The organism is Natroniella sp. ANB-PHB2 (genome assembly GCF_046097105.1).
In the GTDB taxonomy this organism is placed as follows: domain Bacteria; phylum Bacillota; class Halanaerobiia; order Halobacteroidales; family Halobacteroidaceae; genus Natroniella.
In genome coordinates, this window is the sequence record NZ_CP175562.1 from 106,797 (window position 1) to 130,591 (window position 23,795).

At 35.5% G+C, this 23,795-nt stretch carries 21 protein-coding genes, 1 pseudogene and 2 riboswitches; all 22 genes and pseudogenes read left to right on the top strand.

The features are described 5' to 3' along the window. Positions 1–7: 7 nt before the first annotated feature. The 22 genes and pseudogenes from larC (at position 8) to ACKF5P_RS00705 (ending at position 23,644) form a co-directional block, all read left to right on the top strand. A pseudogene (gene larC, locus ACKF5P_RS00600) lies at positions 8–1,209 on the top strand (nickel pincer cofactor biosynthesis protein LarC). Positions 1,210–1,242: 33 nt separating this feature from the next. Further along, a riboswitch (purine riboswitch) is annotated at positions 1,243–1,344 on the top strand. A 105-nt stretch (positions 1,345–1,449) separates the two neighbouring features. Then, positions 1,450–2,997 (top strand): glutamine-hydrolyzing GMP synthase, encoded by a 1,548-nt coding sequence (guaA, locus tag ACKF5P_RS00605; RefSeq protein WP_408956607.1) that lies wholly within the window; start codon positions 1,450–1,452, stop codon positions 2,995–2,997. A 195-nt stretch (positions 2,998–3,192) separates the two neighbouring features. After that, a riboswitch (purine riboswitch) is annotated at positions 3,193–3,294 on the top strand. Between the two features lie 108 nt (positions 3,295–3,402). Then, positions 3,403–4,716 carry an NCS2 family permease gene (locus ACKF5P_RS00610; protein ID WP_408955577.1) on the top strand — a complete coding sequence of 438 codons (1,314 nt, stop codon included), beginning with the start codon at positions 3,403–3,405 and terminating at the stop codon, positions 4,714–4,716. Between the two features lie 223 nt (positions 4,717–4,939). After that, a complete protein-coding gene (locus tag ACKF5P_RS00615) occupies positions 4,940–5,227 on the top strand; it encodes a YerC/YecD family TrpR-related protein (RefSeq protein ID WP_408955578.1) in 288 nt (95 codons plus the stop codon). Between the two features lie 105 nt (positions 5,228–5,332). Further along, complete coding sequence (locus ACKF5P_RS00620) at positions 5,333–6,565, top strand: TIGR00341 family protein (protein ID WP_408955579.1); 1,233 nt, start codon at positions 5,333–5,335, stop codon at positions 6,563–6,565. Between the two features lie 261 nt (positions 6,566–6,826). Beyond that, on the top strand, positions 6,827–7,753 hold the full coding sequence (gene cysK / locus ACKF5P_RS00625) for a cysteine synthase A (protein WP_408955580.1): 927 nt from the start codon (positions 6,827–6,829) through the stop codon (positions 7,751–7,753). A gap of 230 nt (positions 7,754–7,983) precedes the next feature. Next, positions 7,984–9,324 carry a YeiH family protein gene (locus ACKF5P_RS00630; protein ID WP_408955581.1) on the top strand — a complete coding sequence of 447 codons (1,341 nt, stop codon included), beginning with the start codon at positions 7,984–7,986 and terminating at the stop codon, positions 9,322–9,324. A 67-nt stretch (positions 9,325–9,391) separates the two neighbouring features. Then, entirely contained in the window at positions 9,392–9,532 is a 141-nt protein-coding gene (locus tag ACKF5P_RS00635) for a hypothetical protein (RefSeq protein WP_408955582.1), read from the top strand. 218 nt (positions 9,533–9,750) lie between these two features. After that, positions 9,751–9,972, top strand: a complete 222-nt coding sequence (gene thiS / locus ACKF5P_RS00640) for a sulfur carrier protein ThiS (RefSeq protein WP_408955583.1) — start codon at positions 9,751–9,753, stop codon at positions 9,970–9,972. Beyond that, entirely contained in the window at positions 9,959–10,765 is an 807-nt protein-coding gene (locus ACKF5P_RS00645; RefSeq protein ID WP_408955584.1) for a HesA/MoeB/ThiF family protein, read from the top strand. Before thiS ends, ACKF5P_RS00645 begins: the two co-directional genes overlap by 14 nt. Beyond that, the gene (locus ACKF5P_RS00650) at positions 10,762–11,172 is read left to right on the top strand and encodes a M67 family metallopeptidase (RefSeq protein WP_408955585.1); all 411 of its coding nucleotides are present in this window, start codon (positions 10,762–10,764) and stop codon (positions 11,170–11,172) included. Before ACKF5P_RS00645 ends, ACKF5P_RS00650 begins: the two co-directional genes overlap by 4 nt. Before the next feature lie 24 nt (positions 11,173–11,196). Next, positions 11,197–13,527 carry a sulfurtransferase TusA family protein gene (locus ACKF5P_RS00655; protein WP_408955586.1) on the top strand — a complete coding sequence of 777 codons (2,331 nt, stop codon included), beginning with the start codon at positions 11,197–11,199 and terminating at the stop codon, positions 13,525–13,527. Positions 13,528–13,540: 13 nt separating this feature from the next. Beyond that, positions 13,541–14,758, top strand: coding sequence for an O-acetylhomoserine aminocarboxypropyltransferase/cysteine synthase family protein (locus tag ACKF5P_RS00660; RefSeq protein ID WP_408955587.1), 1,218 nt, complete (start codon positions 13,541–13,543; stop codon positions 14,756–14,758). A gap of 45 nt (positions 14,759–14,803) precedes the next feature. Then, positions 14,804–15,985 carry a sulfate adenylyltransferase gene (sat, locus tag ACKF5P_RS00665; RefSeq protein WP_408955588.1) on the top strand — a complete coding sequence of 394 codons (1,182 nt, stop codon included), beginning with the start codon at positions 14,804–14,806 and terminating at the stop codon, positions 15,983–15,985. A 157-nt stretch (positions 15,986–16,142) separates the two neighbouring features. Continuing rightward, complete coding sequence (gene cysC, locus ACKF5P_RS00670) at positions 16,143–16,685, top strand: adenylyl-sulfate kinase (protein WP_408955589.1); 543 nt, start codon at positions 16,143–16,145, stop codon at positions 16,683–16,685. An 11-nt stretch (positions 16,686–16,696) separates the two neighbouring features. Continuing rightward, the gene (locus ACKF5P_RS00675; protein ID WP_408955590.1) at positions 16,697–18,388 is read left to right on the top strand and encodes an adenylyl-sulfate reductase subunit alpha; all 1,692 of its coding nucleotides are present in this window, start codon (positions 16,697–16,699) and stop codon (positions 18,386–18,388) included. Next, complete coding sequence (locus tag ACKF5P_RS00680) at positions 18,378–18,695, top strand: 4Fe-4S dicluster domain-containing protein (RefSeq protein WP_408955591.1); 318 nt, start codon at positions 18,378–18,380, stop codon at positions 18,693–18,695. Before ACKF5P_RS00675 ends, ACKF5P_RS00680 begins: the two co-directional genes overlap by 11 nt. A 119-nt stretch (positions 18,696–18,814) precedes the next feature. Beyond that, positions 18,815–20,044, top strand: a complete 1,230-nt coding sequence (locus tag ACKF5P_RS00685; RefSeq protein WP_408955592.1) for an ammonia-forming cytochrome c nitrite reductase subunit c552 — start codon at positions 18,815–18,817, stop codon at positions 20,042–20,044. Positions 20,045–20,359: 315 nt separating this feature from the next. Beyond that, entirely contained in the window at positions 20,360–21,559 is a 1,200-nt protein-coding gene (gene nirJ1 / locus ACKF5P_RS00690; RefSeq protein ID WP_408955593.1) for a putative heme d1 biosynthesis radical SAM protein NirJ1, read from the top strand. Positions 21,560–21,691: 132 nt separating this feature from the next. After that, positions 21,692–22,687, top strand: a complete 996-nt coding sequence (gene nirJ2 / locus ACKF5P_RS00695; protein ID WP_408955594.1) for a putative heme d1 biosynthesis radical SAM protein NirJ2 — start codon at positions 21,692–21,694, stop codon at positions 22,685–22,687. Beyond that, positions 22,684–23,187, top strand: a complete 504-nt coding sequence (locus ACKF5P_RS00700) for an AsnC family transcriptional regulator (protein ID WP_408955595.1) — start codon at positions 22,684–22,686, stop codon at positions 23,185–23,187. The genes nirJ2 and ACKF5P_RS00700 overlap by 4 nt, the downstream gene beginning before the upstream one ends. Beyond that, positions 23,159–23,644: an Lrp/AsnC family transcriptional regulator gene (locus ACKF5P_RS00705; RefSeq protein ID WP_408955596.1), complete on the top strand. Its 486-nt coding sequence runs from the start codon at positions 23,159–23,161 to the stop codon at positions 23,642–23,644. The genes ACKF5P_RS00700 and ACKF5P_RS00705 overlap by 29 nt, the downstream gene beginning before the upstream one ends. Positions 23,645–23,795: the final 151 nt, after the last annotated feature.

Below are 23,795 nucleotides of genomic sequence, written 5' to 3' on the forward strand. Positions count from 1 at the left end.
ATATATTATGGATAAAATACTCTATTTTGACTGTTTAGCAGGGATTAGTGGGGATATGACGATTGGTGCATTACTCGATTTAGGAGTAGATCAAAAAGAGCTTATGAAAGAATTAAAAAAAATTGATTTGACTGGTTATCAATTGGAGATTGATTATGGGCAGAAAAATGGGATTACTGGGACTGATTTTAATGTAATTGTAGCCCAGCACAAGGAACATCAACATCGAAGTTTACAGGATATAAAAGGATTAATCAATTCCAGTAACTTAAATGACAATGTTAAAGAGTTAAGTTGTGAAATTTTTGAGGTAATAGCTAAAGCAGAGGCTAAAATTCATAATAAATCGTTAGATAAGGTGCACTTTCATGAAGTAGGAGCTGTTGATTCGATTATTGATGTTGTAGGGGCTGCAATCTGTATAGATAAGCTGAAAATTGATCGAATTTATTCATCCTCTTTACATCTAGGAAGGGGAGTTGTCAATTGTGCTCATGGCAATATACCTGTTCCTGCTCCTGCTACTTTAGAGATTTTACAGGGGCTTCCAGTTTACTCTAAGGGGATAGAAAGTGAGTTGGTTACTCCGACAGGAGCAGCAATAATCAAAGTGTTAGCTACTGATTTTATTCCTTATCCTGAGATGGTAATTGAGCAAGTAGGTTATGGATTGGGTACTAAGGAATTAGAGATTAGTAACCTATTGCGAGTAACGTTAGGTAAAAAAAAAGAGAAAAAACTTTAATGATGCTAGAGACTAATATTGATGATATGAATTCAGAGATTTATTCTTATCTAGTTCCTAAGTTATTTGAAGTAGGTGCTTTAGATGTCTATCTAACAAATATAATGATGAAGAAGAATCGCCCAGGAGTTAAAGTCAACGTATTAGCCATGATAGAAGTGGTAGAACAGCTTGAAGAAGTGTTATTTAGAGAAACAACTACTTTAGGGATCAGAAAGTATGAAGTAACTAGAGAGAAATTAAGGAGAAGATTATTAGAAGTAGATACCTGTTTTGGTAAGATAACTGTCAAGATTGCTTTTAAAGCAGGAACAGTTTTGAAGTATGCTCCAGAGTATGAAGAATGTAAATTAGCAGCAGAGAATTTTGGGGTAGCTTTACAAGATGTTTATCAGGAAGTATTAGCTACGAGTAAAAAATATTTAGAAAATAATGATTTAAAGTTAGAACTTGACAATGATTAAGATCTGATTTATACTAACACCAGAACTGAACAATAGACTATTTTAAGTTTTTCTCGTATAATTTCGACAATAAGGGTCGGAGGTTTCTACCAACTAGCCGCAAACTGGTTGACTACGAGATAGTGATATGGTTATATCTATCTATATCTATAGACTCTATCTCTCAAGTTTGGCCCTTAAGGATTCAATTAGGGTTTATAACTTGAGTTTTTTGTTTATATTAGATTTAAGGAGGGTTAAATAGTGGCACAAAAAGAAACCGTTTTAGTCTTAGATTTTGGAGCACAATACAGTAAATTGATTGCTAGAAGGATTAGAGAATGTAATGTTTATTCAGAAGTTTTACCTTATAATGTTGATTTAGAGAAGATTAAGCAGTTAGACCCAGCGGGGATTGTCTTGTCAGGTGGGCCAGCAAGTGTATATGCTGAAGATGCTCCTTATATAGAGGAGGAAATTTTTGAGCTTGGGATTCCTATCTTAGGAATCTGTTATGGAATGCAGTTGATGAGCCACCTGTTGCCTGGAGGCAAGGTTGTAGCAACAGAGAATAGAGAATATGGACGAGCAATGATGGAAGTGAAAAAAGAGTTAGATCTATTTGCTGGTTTGGGCCAACGATTAGAGTGTTGGATGAGCCATGGAGATGCTGTTTCTGAAATACCTGATAATTTTGAAGTGATTGGTGTTACAGAGAATAGTCCAGTAGCTGCAATTGGTAATGCAGAACTAGGTTTTTATGGGGTTCAATTTCACCCTGAAGTGATACATACACCACAGGGAACAGAAATAATTAAGAATTTTTTATATCAAGTATGTGAGTGTGAAGGAGATTGGACAACTGCTAATTTTATTGAGCAGACAGTAGAAGAGATTAGAGAAAGAGTTGGAGAAAATGAACAAGTAATCTGTGGTTTGTCTGGAGGAGTAGATTCTTCAGTAGCAGCTGCTTTAGTAGATAAAGCAATTGGAGAGCAGTTAACCTGTATTTTTGTTGATCATGGTTTGTTGCGTAAAAATGAAGCATCAGAGGTGAAAAAGACCTTTGGCGAAGAGTTTGAGATGAACTTAGTTGCTATAGAAGCACAGGATAGATTTTTAGAACAATTAACTGGAGTTGCAGATCCAGAAGAGAAGAGAAAGGTAATTGGGAATCAATTTATCAGGGTCTTTGAAGAAGAAGCAGCTAAAGTTGGAGATGCCGGTTATTTAGTGCAAGGTACTATCTATTCTGATGTAATAGAGAGTGGAGAAAGTGAGGACTCTTCTACAATTAAAAGCCATCATAATGTAGGTGGTTTACCTGAAGATATGGAATTTAAATTGATTGAACCTCTAAGAGGGCTATTTAAAGATGAAGTACGGGAAGTAGGAGAAGAATTAGGACTACCAGCTAAGATAGTTTGGCGGCAACCTTTTCCTGGGCCAGGCTTAGGGATTAGAGTTTTAAGGGAGGTCACTGAAGAAAAATTAGAGGTTTTAAGAGAAGCAGATGCTATCTTTAGAGAGGAGATTAGTAAAGCCGAATTGGATCAAGAGATTTGGCAGTATTTTGCTGTTTTGCCTCCAATGCGTAGTGTAGGCGTTATGGGAGATGAAAGAACTTATGCTTATACTATTGTGTTACGAGCTGTCAAAAGCAAAGATGCAATGACTGCTGATTGGGCCAAGATTCCTCATCAAGTCTTAGAGCAAATTTCAACTAAGATTACTAATCATGTACCACAGGTAAATCGAGTTGTTTATGATATAACTTCCAAACCACCGGCAACTATCGAATGGGAGTAGGAAGTAATTCGAATTATTTTTTACTCGACGAAGAGTTTTTGTAAAAAACGCGTAGAGGTCTTGAAGCAGTAGCAACCAAGGTAAAGGCGAACTATAAACTAGAAAACTATAAAAATATTAGCTTTAGCCTTGAACAATATCTTAAGCTATGATAATATTATACTGTAAAAGGATATAATACTAATTGATTTCAAACTAATAAAATTTTATTACCTCCGTATAATCTCAGGGATAAGGCCTGAAAGTTTCTACCGACTAGCCGTAAATTAGTCGACTACGGGAAAAGATGTAGTTTTATGCTACATCTTTATCCCAAGCTATTAATTCCCTCTGGAATTATAATTTGGGATTTTTGTTTTTTAAAAGTTTAATTAAATAAAACACCTAAACTAGGAGGGACTTTTAATGAATGAACTTTTGGAAAATCTTTTCAATTTGGAAGAAAACGGAACTAATCTTAAGACAGAAGTTATAGCTGGTTTGACTACATTTATGACAATGGCTTACATTATTATTGTTAATCCTATAATTTTGAGTGATGCAGGAATGCCATTTGAAGCAGTTATGGCTGCAACAGTTATATCTGCAGCAATTTCTACTTTGATTATGGGGTTATATGCTAATTATCCTTTTGCTTTAGCACCAGGGATGGGATTGAATGCGTTCTTTGCCTATACTGTAGTGATTGGTATGGGGCTTAGTTGGCAAGCGGCTTTGGCAGCAGTCTTTATTTCAGGTATATTTTTTATTATTATTACGGTAACTGGTCTTAGAACAGTTTTAGTTAATGCAATTCCTTTATCTTTAAAAAAAGCAGTTAGTGCAGGAATTGGTCTTTTTATAGCTTTAATCGGTTTGAAGAATGCTCATATTGTTATAGCAGATGATGCTACTTTAGTTGCATTAACAGATAATTTAACTCAAGCTGATACTCTTTTAGCTTTGATTGGTTTAATTGTTACGGCTATTTTAATGGCCAAGAATATTAAAGGCTCTATTTTAATTGGAATTATTATTACTACTATTATTGGAATTCCAATGGGGGTTGTGGAGATTGGAGAAGGGTTTTCACCTTTTTCACTGGAAGTAAATTTTGAAGCTTTTGGTGCATTTTTAGATGGATTTCCGGAATTGTTTAATTTTGGGATCTTAAATGTGATTTTGGCTTTAACCTTTGTTGATTTATTCGATACGATTGGAACTTTAGTCGGAACTGGAGCTCGAGCAGGAATGTTAGATGAAGATGGAAACTTACCGCGAGCTGGTAAAGCATTGATGGCCGATTCTATTGGAACAACTGCAGGAGCAATCCTTGGAACTAGTACAGTAACTACTTATGTTGAAAGTACAGCAGGAGTAGTTGAAGGTGGAAAGACAGGATTAACTGCAGTTGTAGTAGCTATTTTGTTTCTTCTTTCATTATTAATTTCTCCTTTAGTATTATTAGTACCAGGGGCAGCAACAGCTCCAGCTTTGATTATAGTAGGTGTTTTAATGATGGGAGCTATTAAAGGGGTTGATTTTGAAGACTTTACAGAAGCTTTTCCAGCTTTTATGACAATTGCAATGATGCCTTTTACTTTTAGTATTGCTGAAGGAATTGCAGCTGGAATTATCTTTTACCCAATTATGAAGTTGGTATCTGGAAGAGCTGAGGAGACTAATATGGTAATTAATATTTTAGCACTATTATTTGTAATAAAATATTTGTTTATGTAAAAGTAATTTGGTCTATTATAAGCATAAGTTATCTTCTCTTTAAGGAGATAGCTTATGCTTTTTTATTGTTTTGGGAATTATATTTTTTAACTGATTATTTAGATTTTAACTTAACCTTAACAACCTAAAGTGTAGAATCTCTTTTACTTTAATACATTAAACTGCTGGTAATGAGCTTTAAAATGTATTATAATAAGGTTAAGAAAACTAGGAGGTGCGGGATTTGAATTCTAAATTAAAGGATGAATTTACAGAACAATTATTTGAAGCGATCTTATTATTAAAGAATAAAGAGGAATGTTATAAGTTTTTTGAGGATATATGTACAGTTAATGAAATAAAATCTTTGGCTCAGCGTTTGGAGGTAGCTAAGATGTTAAAAGAAGGAGCTACTTATGATGAAATTGCTCAAGATACAGGAGCAAGTACTGCTACTATTAGTAGAGTAAAAAAATGTTTGAATTATGGTGCTGATGGTTATCAGTTGATTTTAGACAGAATGGTTGAATAAAATATAACCCCTGTTTTGTTTAAGAGATCACTAAATTTAGTGGTCTCTTATATTTTTTTTAACGAGTGGCACAATAAAGGATAGTTAGATAAGAGGAGGTGAATGATGCAGGTAGTTCATGCAACTTTTGAATCAGGAGAAGGGGAAGAAGCAGTTGATTTATTAAAGAGGTTAGGGCTTGATATTGAAAATTATAAATTGATTGAATCTGAAACCGGAGATCTATTGATTATAAATTTATTATATGGTAATGAAGATCAATTATTGGATGGGTTAAAGGAACAGTTTAATTTTTCAGAAAGTCCAGATCGGAGTTTGGTTATTTTTACTCCTGATACGATAATACCTAGGGATAAAGAAAAAGTTAAAGAACATAATTATCGAGCATCTAGAGAGACAATTGTCACTTATGCTAAAGATAATAGTAAAGTAGATAGCCAGTTTTTAATTCTAGCTGTAGTGGCTGCTATTATAGCCTCATTAGGACTGATTATTGATAATACGGCAGTAATTGTAGGTTCAATGGTGATTGCTCCAGTCTTCGGGCCAATCATTGCGATAGCAGTAGGAATTGTATTAGGTGATTTGAAACTATTAGTCCAAGGGTTGGTTGCTGAATTGGTAGTAGTTTTGGTGGCTGTTATGATTGGTGTTTTATCAGGAGGGATAATTCCTAATGTAACAATCAATAGGGCTTTACAAGTTAGAATGTTACCAACATTACCTGATTTATTGATTGCTTTTGCTGCTGGAGGAGCAGGAGCTTATTCATTAGTAACTAATGTTAAACAACAGTTGATAGGAGTAGTAATTGCTGCTGCTTTAATTCCTGTAATGGCAACTATTGGGATAGGAATTGCGTTGTGGAGTTGGCCCTTATTTTCTGGAGCGGTATTATTATTATTAGCTAACTTTTTTGCATTATTATTGGCGATTGTAATTACCTTTTATTTTAAAGGTTTAAAACCACAGTTTTGGTATGACTTAACTGCTAAAAAATTAATTAAAAAGAGCTTGATTGTTTTGATCATATCTTTGATTTTATTAGCTGTACCATTATGGGTAATTACATATCAGCAGATGGTCAAAGAACAACCAGAAGATATTGTTCGCCAAACTTATAGAGAGTATTTTAAGGATCAGTTTGAGAGTAGATTAATTAGAGTTGAGATAGAAGAGGAGCGAATAGAATTGATCTTTTATAGTCCGCAAAGAAAAGAAAAAGAAGAGCTTGATAGCTTAGCCAAGCAGATTCAACGGCAACTAGAAAGGGATTATACAATTGAATTTGAAATTATTCCAACACAGAGATTTAAAGTAGATGCTAATTCTTCTTGACAGGGAGTAGTTTTTTTTGTAAACTATAACTGGATAAAAACAAAGTGATTTACTTGGGTATCATAGAGGTTAACTTAAATTATAACTTTATTACACAAAAGTGTCAGTAAGAAAATCTAATTTTAAGGGCTTATTTTTAGAGTGGTTAACGGATTTGTGCTTAACAGGCTACTGATACTAAATATCAATTTAGCTGACGAACATAATTTGGAGATGAATATAGTTTAGATATAAAAATTAGTAAATAGGAGGTTTTTTAAGATGGAAATTGTCGATAACATAACAGAGTTAGTAGGGAAGACCCCAATTGTTAAATTAAATAGGGTTGTCCCAGAAGATGTAGGGGAGGTTTATCTTAAACTGGAATCTTTTAATCCAGGTGGCAGTGTTAAAGATAGAATAGCTTTAAATATGATTGAAACTGCTGAACAAGAAGATGATTTAAAGCCAGGAGGAACGATTGTTGAACCAACGAGTGGTAATACGGGGATTGGTTTAGCATTTATCGGAGCTGCTAAAGGTTATAATGTAATTTTAGTTATGCCCAATACGATGAGTATCGAAAGAAGAAAGATCTTAAAAGCTTATGGAGCTGAATTAATTTTGACTCCTGGTGAGGATGGAATGCCCGGTGCAATTGAAAAAGCTAGAGAATTAGCTGAGGAGAATGAAAATTATTTTATGCCTCAACAATTTTTAAATCCTGCTAATCCAGAGATTCATCGTAAAACGACAGTCAAAGAGATTATTGAAGTTACTGAAGGGAATTTAGATGCTTTTGTAGCTGGAGTAGGAACGGGTGGAACGGTGACAGGAGTTGGTGAGGTATTAAAAGAAGAGATTGAAGGAGTTAAAGTTGTGGCAGTAGAGCCTACTGATTCAGCAGTAATTAGTGGGGGAGAGCCTGGCCCGCATATGATTCAGGGGATTGGAGCCGGCTTTATTCCTGAGGTCTTTAATATGGAGCTAGTAGATGATGTATTACAAATAAAGAATGATGAAGCAATTGAGATGTCACGCCAATTAGCAGCAAAAGAAGGAATCTTGGTTGGGATTTCTTCGGGAGCAGCAGTTGCAGCAGCTATTAAAGTGGCTCAAGAATTAGGAGTTGGAAAGAAGGTAGTAACAATAGCTCCTGATACTGGAGAGAGGTATTTGAGTACACCTTTATTTAAAGTTAAAGAATAATAATTAAGGAAAAGAGCCTAAAGATAAATCATTTAGGCTCTTTTTTATTTTTTTGCTATAATAAAACTTTATATTTTTTAATATAATAGAATAGAAAAACTTAGTTCAAATCAAAATCTAAAGCAGGTAGATTAAATGGCAGAATTAATTCCGACTATTCCTATTGACATTACAGAGATAATGTGGTAAAGTTTATAATAACAAAGTTTTAATAGGAGGTTAGTTAGAAAATGGGTGAAGTTAATCTGGATAAAAACGAGAAGATAGAGAGTAAGTTTGATTTATCTAGTTTATGGTCTCTAGAAGAGTGGTGGACTGTCTGGTTAGGTATAGTATTAATTATTGCTGCAATTGGTAATATCATTGCAAAACCTGTTTTACCAGGACAATGGGGGGGAGAAGGTGCTGAATCAATTTTAGCAGCTATTCCGATTGAAATTGTTACAGGAATATTAATGACAGGATTAATAACTTTAATTATTTTTGCTTTAGCAGTATTCTTTAGTAACCGCCAAGAACTTAGTGATTTTCTTAAGGGGTATCCAGTTATATTCTTATTATCGATTTTAGCGTATGTACTTGGAAATTATGCTCCATTACGACATTATGGTTTTAATGATGTGATTTGGGCTTTAGTAATTGGATTAGTGATCAGCAATTTAATTAAAGTGCCTCAATTTTTGCAGGGAGCTGTCCGAACAGGTTTATATATTAAAACAGGGTTAGTCTTATTAGGAACATCTATTTTGTTTGATCGAATGTTAGCATTAGGAGCAATGGGATTAGGAGTAGCTTGGGTAGTAACACCGGTAGTCTTAATAGTAATGTATTGGTATTCACAAAAGGTTTTAAAGATGCATGATAATAAGGGGTTAGCAATTACGATTGCTACTGCAACTTCAGTTTGTGGAGTATCAGCAGCTATTGCTTCAGGTACAGCTTCTAAAGCTAAACAAGAAGAGATCACTTTAGCTGTTTCAATAACTTTAATTTTTACTGTTCTAATGATGGTAGGGATGCCAGCAATAGTTCAATTATTAGGAATAGATCCGATAGTTGGTGGTGCATGGCTGGGAGGTACAATTGATGCAACAGGAGCTGTCGTTGCTTCTTCTGCATTATTAGGTTCAGAGGCAATGGAAGTAGCTTCTATTATTAAGATGGTTCAAAATATTTTAATTGGAATTATTGCTTTTGGAATAGCTGTTTTTTGGGTGACAAAATATGAAAATAAATCTACTGAAGAGGTTAGTGTCAACTTTACAGAAATATTTACGAGGATACCTAAATTTATCTTTGGATTTGTAGGTGCTTCTTTGGTCTTTTCTTTTTTATTATCTGAACCAAGTGTACAGAATAGTTTGCCAATATTGAATGGTTTTAGAGGATTCTTCTTTACATTGGCATTTATTAGTATTGGTCTTGATTCTAATTTTAAAGAGATGGCTCAGATGGTCAAAGGCGGAAAGGCAATTCAACTTTATATTGGTGGTCAATTACTTAATATAGTGTTAACCTTACTTGCTGCTTATGTTTTCTTTAGTGGTCAATTTTTTAATTTGCCATTTTAAGCCCAATTTTAAAAAAGTTATATTTTCTGATAGATAAGTAACATGATTAAGGTGAGGGGTGGTTAAATTGAAGAAGGTATTATTGTTGGTTGTAGTATTAATTGTTGTGGGGATTGTTCTATTTGATATTGGAAATTCTGGAGAACACTCTAGTGGCGCTGGTGAAATATGGTGGACAGGGATCGAGGAGATTGAAAATAATTTTTAATGAGCTGATAATATTGTACAATAAATGATGAGCTTGGAAAAGGATTGAAAGTTTTAATTAAAATGACCTAAGGTCATTTTCTTCTTTGTTTTAATGTTGACTATTCTGATTGGTATAATCACCTTATTGACAGGGCCAGAATAATATGATAAAGTCTATAATAACAAAATTAATTTAATCAATTCAGATAAAAAAACTCGGCATTAGGAGGATAAAAGATGAAAATTAAAGTGAATGGTGAAAAAGTTGAATTCGAAGTTGAATTGACGGTGAGTGAATTATTGAAAAAAGAAGATGTAGAGATGCCTGATATGGTATCGGTAGAGCTAAATGGTGAAATTTTAGATAGGGGTAATTTTGATAATCAAGTAATAAAAGATGGTGATCAAGTAGAATTTTTATACTTCATGGGTGGTGGTGCTGGTCATGGACTTTACTGAAGAGCAGCTTGAACGATATTCACGCCATATTATTTTAGAAGATGTAGGGGTAGAAGGTCAAATAAAGTTATTAGAATCATCTGTTTTAATTATTGGAACAGGAGGGTTAGGAACACCTGCAGCTCAGTTTTTAGCAGCAGCAGGGGTAGGTAAGGTTGGATTGGTTGATGCAGATCAAGTTGAACTTTCCAACTTACAACGGCAGGTATTACACTATACTTCTGATGTAGGGAAGCTGAAGGTTCAATCAGCTAAAGAGAAGATAAATTCTATGAATCCAGATGTAGAAGTTAAAGCATATGATTATTACTTAATGTCACATAATATTAGAGAAGTTATTAGAGAGTATGATTTTATAATCGATGGGACTGATAATTTTCCAGCTAAGTTCTTAATTAATGATGCTTGTGTGATGGAAGGAAAACCACTTTCTCATGCTGGAATTATTAAATTTACGGGCCAAACAATGACTATTGTACCTGAAGGTGATGAGACGCCATGTTATCGGTGTGCTTTCCCTGAACCTCCTAAGCCTGGTGTTGTACCTTCTTGTAAGGAAGCTGGTGTTTTGGGAGTTATGGGGGGAGTGATTGGAACGATCCAAGCTACTGAAGCAATTAAGTACTTACTAGATAAAGGTGAATTATTAACCGGTACATTGTTAAGCTATGATGCCCTAGATATGAAATTTAGAAAGATAAATTTAAATCGCAATGACAATTGTGGTGTCTGTAGTGCTAATCCTGAGATTAAGGAGTTAATAGATTACGAACAAGGAGCTTGTGAACTATGATTATTGAGCTAGCAAGAGATGATTACCAAAAGATATTAGAGGATGCTCAAGGGCGATTCCCTACAGAAGCTTGTGGGTTAGTAGCAGGTTTGAAAGAAGAAGGTAAAATAGAGGTTAAAGCTGTATATCCAATGACGAATTTAGATGGATCAGCAGAGCATTTTACATTAGATCCGAAAGAGCAATTCAAAGTAGTTAAAGAGATTAGAGCAGAGGGTTATCAACTAATTGGTAACTATCATTCACATCCAGCTACTCCAGCTCGTCCTTCAACTGAGGATAAGAAGTTGGCCTATGATCAGGAGGCGGTTTATTTTATTCTTTCTTTAAAAGGCAAGCCTATATTGAAGGCATTTAAAATTGAAGAACATAAGAATGTAACTGAATTAAAAGTAGAGTTGGTTTAGCTAAGAGAAGAGGAGAGGGGAATTATGAAAATAAAACCAGTTTTTAAGATACCAGAGACAGTTAAAGAAGACACTAACAAGTATCAGCAAGAAGTAGAACGCTTTCTTGCTGGAGAGATTGATCCTGTTAGATTCAAAGGTCATCGAGTACCAATGGGGATCTATGGGCAACGAGGTGCAAAAGAGGAAGAACAATATATGGTGCGTGTTAGAGCACCTGGTGGGGTAGTTACAGTAGAGCAATTGAAGATATTAAATCAATTAAGTAAAGAGTACGGTTCAGACTATTTACACTTAACTACTAGACAGGATGTTCAGATTCATCAAGTAGATATAGAGGATACTTCTCAGATACTATTTGATTTATTAGAGGTTGGTTTAAGCCCACGAGGTGGGGGAGGAAATACTGTTAGAAATATTGCTAATGCTTCACGAGCAGGAGTTGCTTCTGATGAATTATTTGATACAACACCTCACGCTTTATCATTAACGGAATATTTGATCAAGACGAGATCTTCCTTTAACTTACCGAGGAAGTATAAGATTGCCTTTTCTTCTACACCAGAAGATGAAGGATTAGCTACAATCAATGATCTAGGATTTATTGCTCAGGAAAAGAATGGGAAGAAAGGTTTTAAGGTGTATGCTGCTGGAGGAATGGGTACTGCCTCAGAAGTTGGATTTTTGATTGAAGAATTTATTACAGAAGATAAGATCTTTCATGTAGCAGAAGCAATTAAACGTTTTTTTGATGAATATGGTGACCGAAGCAACAAGCATAAAGCTAGATTAAGATTTGTTAAGAAGAGATTAGGCGAAGAAGAATTCAAGATTAAATATAAAGAGTATTTAGCAGATGTCTTAGCAGAGAATATTGAGACGCATCAAATCAATTATTATCAATTGCCAAGAGAAGAAGTTAACACGGAATTAGAAGTAACTGCTGATTATTTGAAAGAAGAAAAAGTAACTGGTTATTATTCAGTTGAGTTGAGACCTGAAAATGGAGATTTAAAGGCTGATGAGTTAGATCAAATATTAGAAATAGAACTTCTTGCTACTAAAGAGGTTGATCTGCGAACTACTAATCGACAGAGCCTATTAATTAGAGGAGTTAGAGCTGAGCAAGTTGAAGAGTTGCTTGAAGAGATAAGAGCTATTAATCCTGAGCTATTAGCTAAGAATAACTCCACAGTACCAATTGCTTGTAAAGGAGCTTCAACCTGCCGATTAGGTCTATGTCTATCACCAAATTTGGCTAAAGAAATTAGAAATAAACTTGCTTCTTTAGCTGATAGCTTACAGAATTTATTACCTCAGATCTATATTAGTGGTTGTCCGAATGCTTGTGGTCAACATTTGATTGGTAAGATTGGTCTGGAAGGGAAAGCAAAACGCTTTAATGGTAAGTTGGCCCCTCATTATTCTCTCTTATTGGGAGGGAATATTGCTGATGGCAATAGTAAGTACGGAGAACGAGTAATTGATCTACCAGCAAAGAGAATTCCTGAATTTTTGGCTAGCTTAGCTGAAGAGTTGGCTACAGAAGAAGATTATAATCCAGCTCAATTCAATCAGTATTTAGAAGCTGGTGGAAAAGAGAGGATCAAAGAGTTAGCTGCTGAGTTTATAGATATTCCAACTTATGAAAAAGAGTCTGACCTATATCAAGATTGGGGCCAAGATGAAGACTTCTCCTTAGCAGGAAGAGGGCCAGGTGAATGTGGAGTAGGAGTTATGGATATTATTAAATTGGATTTAGATACTGCTCAGAAAAATTACGAGCAAGCAGTTGTAGAAGATGATGCAGATCAACTTTATCAAGCAACTGTCAATGCTGCTAGGGCATTATTGATTGTTAAAGGGGTCGACACACAAAAGGATCGAGTTATCATTAAGGAGTTTAAAGATAAATTTATTGACGGTCGATTAGTAGCTACAGATTATGAAGAGGTAGTTGATGCTGCCATTGATTATAGATTAGGTGATATTGATGATTTATTTGCTTATCAAGAAGAAGTAAAAGGATTGATTACTCGGATTGAGAAATTATTTAACTCCTTAAATGCTAAACTAGAATTTACAATTGAGATAGAGCAAGCAACAGAGGATGATAGTGATTCTACCGATAAAGAAGTAGCTGATTTAAGAGGAGTTAAATGTCCAATGAACTTTGTTAAAGCAAAGGTAGCTATTGCTCCTTTAGAGCCAGGAGAGACAATTGATATCTACTTAGATGCAGGAGAACCGATTGCTAATGTACCACAGAGTTTAAATTCTGAGGGGCATGAAATCTTGGATAAAGAGCAGGTTGGAGATGGTTATTATATCTTGACAGTTAAGAAGTCAAGTTAAGAGGAGGATTTTAATGAGGTTTTCTACTAGATTAGTTAATCTAAAAGTCGATAACGAACAAGGAGCAACCAATACACCAGTCTACTTGACTAACTCCTTTCAATATGATCGAGCCGAAGATTTAGAAAAGGTATTTAATCAGCGAGCACCTGGCTATGTCTATACTAGGGTCAATAATCCATCAATTAGAAAAGTAGAAGAAAAGCTGGCTTCAATAGAAGAAGGGAAGTCAGCTATTCTCTCTTCCTCTGGTATGTCAGCAATTGCTACAGCTACGTTGGCAATTTTGGAGCAAGGAGATGAATTTATTGCCACTAGTTCTTTGTTTGGAGGGACTTACAATCTCTTTAAGAGCTACAAAAATTATGGTATTGAACCTAAGTTTGCTTCTGGGGTTGAACGAGAAGATATTGCTGAATTGATTACTGAACGGACTAAGTTTGTCTTTGCTGAGACTTTAGGTAACCCTAAGTTAGATATACCTGATTTGAGAGGAATTGCTCAATTATGCCGAAAGCATGGTGTTGCTCTAATCATTGATAGTACAATGACTACACCAAGTCTGATTAAGCCTTTGGAATTAGGGGCTGATTTAGTAATTCACTCTACCTCTAAATATATCAATGGAACGGCCAATTCGATTGGTGGGGTAATTATTGATGGTGGAAGCTTTGATTGGACTGAGTTTGATAATTTTGTTGATTATAAGAGGTATGGTAAATTTGCTTTTACAGTTAAAGTTCGAAGAGAGACTTTTAGGAATTTGGGCGTTTGTCAGTCACCTTTAGATTCATTCTTAAATGAATTGGGATTGCCGACTTTAGCTTTAAGGATTGAGCGGCATTGTCAAAATGCACTGGAGTTGGCTGAATTTTTAGCTGAACAGCCACAAATAGTAGAAGTCAATTATCCAGGTCTTGAGGATAATGAATATCATAAACGGGCCAACGAATTATTTGAAGCCGGTTATGGTGGTGTCTTAACTTTACGAGTTGGAAGTAAGGAGCAAGCTTTTAGCGTAATTAACAACCTGGATTATTTCTATAATTTAGCAAATATTGGGGATGTTAAATCATTAGTAATTCATCCAGCTTCAACGATTTATGCTAACAATAGTGAGCAAGAACGGCAGGAACTTGGTGTCTATGATGATTTGATTCGGGTCAGTGTAGGAATTGAAGATATTAGAGATCTGAAAAAAGATTTTGCAACTGCATTAAAAGAAGTTTAAATTTACTTATAAATTTTATTAGTAAGTAATATATATCTTATTGTTGTGAAGGAAAATCAAGGAGGAGTTAAGATGTTAATTGAGCCTCATGGAGGCAAGTTGATTGATCGGATTGTGATAGGAGAAGAGAAAGAAGAGTGGTTAGCTAAGGCAGATAAGCTACCAAAAATTGAGTTGTCTAGAGAAATGCTAACAGAAGCAGAAAATATAGCAACAGGTTTATATAGTCCATTAGAGGGCTTTATGACTGAAGGGGATTACAAATCGGTTGTAGAAGAGATGTATCTAACTAATGGGCTACCGTGGACGATACCCGTTGTATTAGATGTTAGTACTGAGAAAGCTGCTCAACTTGCAGTTGGGGAAGATATAGCTTTAACAGATCAAGCTGGTCAGGTTTATGCTATTTTACATTTAGCAGATAAATACACTTACGATAAAGAAAAAGAAGCAGATTTAGTCTATCGAACAACGGAGGCTGAACATCCAGGAGTAGCTAAGTTATATCAAAGTGGTGATGTCTTATTAGGTGGAAAAATTTCATTATTAAGAAGAGTGAGATATGAGCACTTTAATCAGTATCGATTAGATCCTAAAGATGTTAGAGCATTAATTGAAGAAAAAGACTGGAATCGCGTGGTAGGTTTTCAGACTAGAAATCCAATTCATCGGGCTCATGAATATATTCAAAAGTGTGCTTTAGAAATTTGTGATGGTTTATTGTTAACACCCTTAGTAGGTAAGACTAAAAGTAGTGATGTACCGGTAGAGTATCGAATTGAGAGTTACGAAGTTATAATGGATAAGATTTATCCTCATAACAGAACTGCTTTAACAGTTTTTCCAGCAGCAATGAGATATGCAGGGCCAAGAGAAGCAGTTTTTCATGCCTTATGTCGTAAAAATTATGGTTGTACTCATTTTATAGTCGGACGTGATCATGCTGGAGTAGGAGATTATTATGGTACTTATGATTCCCAAGAGATTTTTAAGGAATTTAAATGGTGTGGCGATTTAGGAATTGAACCATTATGCTTTGATTATGCTTTTTATTGTAAGAGGTGTGCTGCAATGGCGACAGCTAAAACTTGTCCTCATGATGAAGAATACCATGTTTCATTAAGTGGAACTCGAGTCAGAGGGTTATTAAGAAATGGTAAACGGCCTCCTGAAGAGTTGACTAGACCAGAGGTAGCTGAAGTATTGATTAAAGGAATGGCGCAGTAAGAGCATTGAATAATGAATATTTAATAATTAATAGTTGAAGGTCAAAAGCATAAATAATAGTTCAAAGCAAGTTTAAAATTAATAAAATAAGTTTTTGTTCTTAAATTATTAAATACTAGATATTTTAAATATTAAATGATTTTAAAGGTGGGATAGAATGTGTCGAACTAATCGTGGTGTAACAGTTTGGTTTACTGGTTTAAGTGGAGCTGGTAAGACGACGGTAGCTAAGGAAGTAGAAAAGCGATTAGAAGAAAAAAAAATCAGGATACAGCGGTTAGATGGGGATATTGTACGTGAGTCTTTGACTAAGGATCTAGGATTTAGTAAAGAGGATCGTAATGAAAATATTAAAAGAAATACCTTTGTAGCTAAGTTATTGACTAAACATGATGTGATTACTTTATGCTCTTTTATTTCACCTTATCGTTTAGCACGGGAGTATGCACGCCGAGAGATTGAAGAGGTAGGAGAGTTTGTTGAAATCTTTGTCAATTCTCCAATAGAAGTTTGTGAGGAGCGAGATGTTAAGGGGCTTTATCAACAGGCTAGAGATGGTAATATAGATAATTTTACTGGGATTTCTGACCCTTATCAAGCTCCAAGGAATCCTGATTTAGAATTGAGAACTGATCAGGAGACATTAAAAGAGAGTGCTCAAAAGGTAATTGATTATTTAACAAAACAGAATTATATTTAAGGATGATGAGGATGGAACAATGTGAAGTAGTTGAACTGACAACTGATATCTTAATCATTGGTGGTGGAGCTGCTGGTTGTTATGCTGGAGTAAGGGCCAAGGAAGAAAATCCAGATGTTGATATTTTAATCGTTGATAAGGCTCATATTGAGCGGAGTGGCTGTCTGGCAGCAGGAATTAATGCTATCAATGCTTATTTGAATCCTGGTGTTGGCCCTAAAGATTTTTTAGATTATATTAAACAGGATTCAGAAGATTTAGTTAGAGATGATTTGATATATACTCTTGCTCAAGGCTTAAATCGAGCTGCGGATAAGCTGGAGCAATGGGGGCTACCTTTTTTGAAGGATGAGGAGGGCAACTTTCTTCCTCGCGGGAGAAGGAGTGTTCAGATTAAGGGTGAGAATATTAAGCCGATTATGGCTCAAGCCGTTAGAGATAGTGGAGTGGATGTTTTAAATCGGGTCAATATTACTAATTATCTAATAGAAGATAATCGAGTTAAGGGAGCTTATGGCTTTTCTGTTCGTGATAATAAGTTTTATTCAATTAATGCTAAAGCGGTAATCTGTGCTACTGGTGGAGCGGCAGGAATCTATCGACCCAATAACCCTGGCCAGGCACGCCATAAAATGTGGTATCCACCATTTAATACTGGAGCAGGTTATGCTATGGGTTTAAGAGCTGGAGCGGAGATGACAACCTTCGAGATGAGATTTATTGCTTTACGGGTTAAAGATGTCATTTCTCCAACAGGAACGATTGCTCAAGGGTTTAATGCTCGACAGGTTAATGCTTTAGGAGAAGAGTATCAGACTAATTATGAGAAAAATACTACTCCCTTACGCTTATATGCTACTGTGGAAGAGAACAAAGCAGGGCGTGGGCCATGTTATTTGGATATTACCCATTTAGATACGCAAGAAAATCAAAAGATTAAAGAGATGTTTTTGAATATGTCACCAGGAATTCTCTTGAAGTGGGCTGATCGAGAGATAGAACCACAGGACGAACCGGTTGAAATTTGTGGAACAGAACCATATTTGGTTGGTGGTCATGCTCAGGCAGGTTATTGGATTAATACTGATCGGCATACTACTTTAGAAGGTTTATATGCTGCTGGTGATGTGGCTGGAGGAGCCCCTAAAAAGTATGTTACAGGTGCTATGGCTGAGGCTGAGATTGCAGTCTTAGATGCATTAGAGTATATTAAAGGAGTTGCTTTGAGAGAAAAATCTCAGTCCGAACAGTTGACTAAAGAATTTGAGCGAGTCTATGCTCCATTACAGCGAAAAGAAGGTGTTGGCCCGGCTGAACTTGAAGAGCGATTACAGAAGATAATGGATGAATATGCTGGTGGAGTGGGTACAAATTATGAGTTACATCAGGAAAAGTTATTACAGGCTAGAAAATTATTAAGAGTATTAGAGCAGGATTTAGGTTCTATTCAAGCTGAAAACTTACACCAATTACTACAAGTCCACGAGGTAATTGACCGTGTTATTGTAGCTCGCGTCTTGGTTGAACATTTATTATATAGAAAAGAGACCCGCTGGAAGTCTTATCAACAGCGGATTGATTATCCTCAGCGTGATGATCAAAATTGGTTTATATTTGTTAACTCTGTTTATGATCAGCAGACTGGAAAGGTTAAAATCTTGGAAAGAGAACCTATTGAATTGGGTGATTTAGATGTCAGTTAGAATCAATCATAAATTATGTAATGGTTGTGGTCAACGGAAAGGGTCATTATGTATTAGAGTTTGCCCTGGGAATTTATTATATAAAAATAAAAGTAACAAAGCAGAAATTAGAGAAAGGCGGGATTGCTGGGACTGTGCTGCTTGTGTTAAAGAATGTCCACAGCAAGCAATCGAGCTCTATTTACCAGCTGAAATAGGTGGCAGAGGTTCTACATTACAAGCTAAACAGAAGAAGGATAAACTTATCTGGCAGTTGAAGAAGGTAGATGGTTCTTGTGAAGAGTTTGAAATTAAAATTGAAGAGTAGCTAAAGTAAAGGCGCGGGCCAACCGCGTCTTTATTTGTTTATAGTAAAGCTATATATAAATATTTTCTTAAAGGTTGGTTATATTATTAGTAGCTTTATTTTTAGAAAGGAGGTTAATAATGGGAGGAAAAAGAAACTTAGCCATAAGCTTTTTGGTTTTAGCAGTTGTAATAGGAGGTCTGATAATTTATGATCGTCAAGAACCTGCACCTGATGAAGAGCCAGTAGCAGAGATGATATTAGAGCCTGAGCACTGGCAAGATGAGCACCCTGCTATCTATGCTTCTTATATGAGAAATTCAAATGAAGCAGATGATCAGATTGAATTTGGTGGAGATCAGCAGATTGATTATATAGAGAAGTATCCGGATATTAAAGTGCTTTATGAAGGGTTTGGATTCAGTAAAGAGTATTTTTCAGCTCGGGGTCATCTTCATACTTTAGAAGATGTTTTAGCAATTGAGCGACCTAAGCCAGGAGCATCTTGTCTAGCTTGTAAGACAGCTGCTTATGAGGGCATGTATGAGGAGTATGGAGAAGAACTCTTCGCTATGGATTTTGATGAGATGGGAGCAGAGGCAGAACATCCTATAACTTGTTATAGTTGTCACCGTAATGATCCAGGTGAGATTCATGTAACGGTTCCTCATGCTGAAGAAGGATTTAAAAAGCTGGATTTTGAGATAGCAGAAGGTAATAGAAATTGTGCTCAATGCCATGTTAATTACTATTTTGAACCGGAGACTAAAGCTATTGTGTTACCGTGGGAAGAGGGATTAACTCTAGAAGATATTGAAAAATATTCAGATGAGCGTGAGATTGCAGATTGGGAGCATCCAAGAACAGGAACTCCGTTGCTTAAAATTCAGCATCCTGAATATGAGATGTATCGTAATAGCACTCATGATCAGCTAGGAATGGACTGTGCCTCTTGTCATATGCCTACTGTTGAAGATGAGGAAGGGGAAGAGTATGTATCTCACTGGTGGACCAGCCCGCTTAAGACGACAGAAGAGTCTTGTCTTGGTTGTCATGGAGGAGAGCATAGTGCAGAAAGCCTTGAAGAATGGGTAAATGAATTACAACAAGAAGTAGAGGATAAGCAGTTAGAAGCTAGTAGCTTATTAGTAGAACTTGTTGAAGAATTAGCTACCAAGATAGAAAATGAGCAATTAGATGAAGAAACGATCGAAGAAGTAAGGTCGATACATCGTAGATCACAGTTGCGTTGGGACTTCATTTTTGCTGAAAATAGTACTGGATCTCATAATTTTGATTTGGCCCATAAGCATCTAGATGAAGCAATTGAATTAGCTAAAGAAGGACTTGAAATAATGAAAGGTAATTAAATAAATAGTAAGTAGTTTAAAGGAGAGGTTTAGGAAGAGTTTTAAATCTCTCCTTATATACAGTTTTAATCTTGTACTTATTGTACGATTGAATTGAAAATAAAGGTTGTGTAGAAAGCATGAACAAACATACTAAGATATGAGCAATATTATATAAGAGGTAATCTAAGTTGTTATAATTAGAGTACAGGTTGTGATTAAAATTACTTTCTAGATTAACTTAATTAGAAAACTCGACAATTTAGATATCTACTAAGTAGTATGATAAAATTTGTAGTGAGAGTATTAACTTTTTTGATAAGGGAGTGACTAACTATGATTGGAGTATCTAAGTTATTAGGTGGTAAGGATAGATTTGGTGATAAATTACGTTATAGTACAGAGTCAAAAGGGCAACAGCATGGTACTAAAAAGGATAAAGGGCCAGTTGTAGTTTGGAATATGACTAGAACTTGTAATTTAAGTTGTACTCATTGTTATTCCGACTCTGATTATAAGGATTATAGTGGTGAACTAACAACTACTGAAGCAAAAAAATTCATTGATGATTTAGCAGACTTTAATGTACCAGTTTTATTATTTTCAGGGGGTGAACCATTACTTAGAAAGGATATTTTTGAACTAGCTGACTATACTGCTCAAAAAGGAATTAGACCGACCATTTCAACCAATGGAACCTTAATTAGTAGAGATATTGCTCGGAGATTAAAGGATATAGGGGTAGGTTATGTAGGAATCAGTCTAGATGGAATGGAAGCGACTAATGATCGGTTTCGAGGTAAAAAGGGAGCTTTTAAAGAGGCATTAAAAGGGATTCATAACTGTTTAGAGATTGATCAAAAGGTAGGTTTGCGGTTTACTATTAATCGCCATAACTATCAAGAGGTAGGGCAAATCTTTGACTTACTAGAAAAGGAGAATATTCCTCGTGCCTGTTTTTATCATTTAGTATATTCTGGACGAGGGAGTGAAATGGTTAAAGAAGATATTTCCTTACAACAGTCACGGGAAGTAATGGATTTAATTATAGAACGGACTTTAGATTTTCAAAAAAGGGGTCTTGACAAAGAGATTTTAACTGTCGATAATCATGCTGATGGAATTTATACTTACTTAAAGATGAAGAAAGAGGCTCCAGCTAAGGCAGAGAAAATTTTGGAGTTATTACAGCGAAATGGTGGAAATAGAACAGGAATTGCGATTGCCAATGTTGATTGGAAAGGCTATGTTCATCCTGACCAATTTACTCAAAATCATACCTTTGGTAATATTAGAGAAAGAAAGTTCAGTGAAATTTGGACTGATAGTTCCCAAAACAATATTTTATCTGGGTTGAAGGATCGGAAGAACTTATTAAAAGGTCGTTGTAGTAAGTGTAAGTGGTTAGAAGTCTGTAATGGGAATTTTAGAGCCCGTGCTGAAGCGATTCATGGAGATTTTTGGCATGAAGATCCAGCTTGTTACCTGACTGATGAGGAAGTTGGATTAGCAAAAAATAATATAGTGTCTCTTTAAAAAAAGCGCTGAATATTCAATGTTGAAGAATGAATAAAAAATTAATATATTCTTTTTCTAATGAACTTGAATTTTATTATTAAATGTTAAATATTAATTATTAAATACTTTTAATTGAAGGAGGAAAAATTAGTGATTATTTCTTGGAATACTACTAAAGAGTGCAATTTATATTGTAAGCACTGTTATCGTGATTCAGGGCCAAAAGAGAAAGGGCCAGATGAATTAACTACTAGCGAAGGTAAAAAGTTATTAACTGAAATAGCTAAAGCTGGCTTTAAGATTATGATTTTTAGTGGTGGAGAACCATTACTACGAGATGATATATATCAGTTAGTTGAACATGCAGCCCAATTAGGTATGCGTCCTGTTTTTGGAACTAATGGAATGTATATTACTGAAGAGGTTGCTTACAAGCTAAAAGAAGTTGGAGCTGCCGGAATGGGAATCAGTTTAGATAGTGTTGAACCTAAAGTACATGATCAATTTAGACAAGTGGAAGGTGCTTGGAAGAAAGCTGTAACCGGTATTAAAAACTGTATCAAAGCAGGGTTAGGGGTTCAGGTGAATACTACGATCAGTGATTTTAATTATGATGAATTTGAGGAGATTACCGATTTTGCAATTGAGCTGGGGGCCAAAGCTCATCATCCATTCTTTTTGGTACCTACGGGTAGAGGAAAGGAGATTGAACAGGACTCAGTTCGTGCCAACAGATATCATCAAATGATTGAGCGGATTATGGAAAAACAAAAGGAGGTTGAGATTGAGCTGAAACCGACTTGTGCCCCACAGTTTATGGCAGTAGCTAAAGAGAAGGAAATGAATATGAGATTTACTCGAGGCTGTTTAGCAGGGACTGATTACTGTTGTATCTTACCTAATGGAGATGTACATATTTGCCCTTATTTGCCGGTCAAGGTAGGTAATGTCAAAGAGACACCTTTTTCTGAAATATGGGCTGAAGCTGAAATTTTTGAAGAATTAAGAACAATGGATTATAAGGGTAGTTGTGATGGCTGTCAGCATATTGAAATTTGTGGAGGTTGTCGAGCAAGGGCTTATTATTACTCAGATGGTGATTATATGGCTGGAGAGCCTTGGTGTAATCGAGGTGGTTGTAGATGAGAGAAGAGTTAGGTGAATTAGATAGGAAGTTATTGACTTTAGCTCAACGTGAATTTCCTTTAGATTCTAGACCATATCAAAGATTAGGAGAAGAGGTAGGCTTGAGTGAGCAAGAAGTGATTGAGCGAATTAAAGAATTAAAAGAAGGCGGTTATATTCGTCGATTAGGTGCTATTTTTAGCTCTAAAAAACTAGGTTATGTTAGTACTTTAGTTGCTACTAAGGTAGCTGAAGAGGAGTTTTATCAAGTAGCGGAAAAGATCAACCAATACCGTGGGGTGACTCATAATTACCGGCGCAACCATGATTTCAATCTCTGGTTTACCTTAATTGCTCCTGATCAAGCTAGTTTAGAGAAACAGTTAGCTGAGATTGAGATTTTACAAGGAGTTAAAGTGTTGCGTAACCTACCTGCGGAGCGATTTTATAAATTAGGAGTTAAGCTGAATTTAGAAAAGGAGGGCCAACAAGGTGAAAAGAGAAATAAGTCAGCTAGATAAGGAGATTATTAGATCAGTTCAAGAGGAGTTACCTTTAATTAAACGCCCTTATCAGAAGATAGCAGATGAACTTGAAATTAGCGAAGAAGAGTTGTTGGCCCGCTTAAAGCAGTTAAAGGAAGAAGGAAGGCTACGTCGAATGGGAGTTATTCTTTATCATCGCCAAGCTGGTTATCAATTTAATGGGATGGGAGCTTGGGTAGTAGCCCCTGAACGGCGTGAAAAAGTAGGGGAGTTAGTGACTAGTTATGAAGAGATCAGCCATGTCTATCAGCGGCCAACCTATCCTGATTGGCCATATAGCCTCTTTACGATGATCCATGGCCAGAGCCAATCAAAGGTTGAAGCGGTTGCTCAAAAAATTTCAGAGCAGACAGGGATTACTGAATATAAGATATTATATAGTATAGAAGAATTGAAGAAGACGAGTATGAAATATTTTTGTGAAGGAGATTAAATCTTTAAAGTTCTTTAAAAATTGAATTAAAAGACTGGGTAAGCATAAGTTACTTTTCTTGACTTTTAGATAGAAAAGACCAACTTATGTTTTTATTTTTAGGTATAAATGATATATATTGATATCAACAAAATAATTATGAAATTATAGC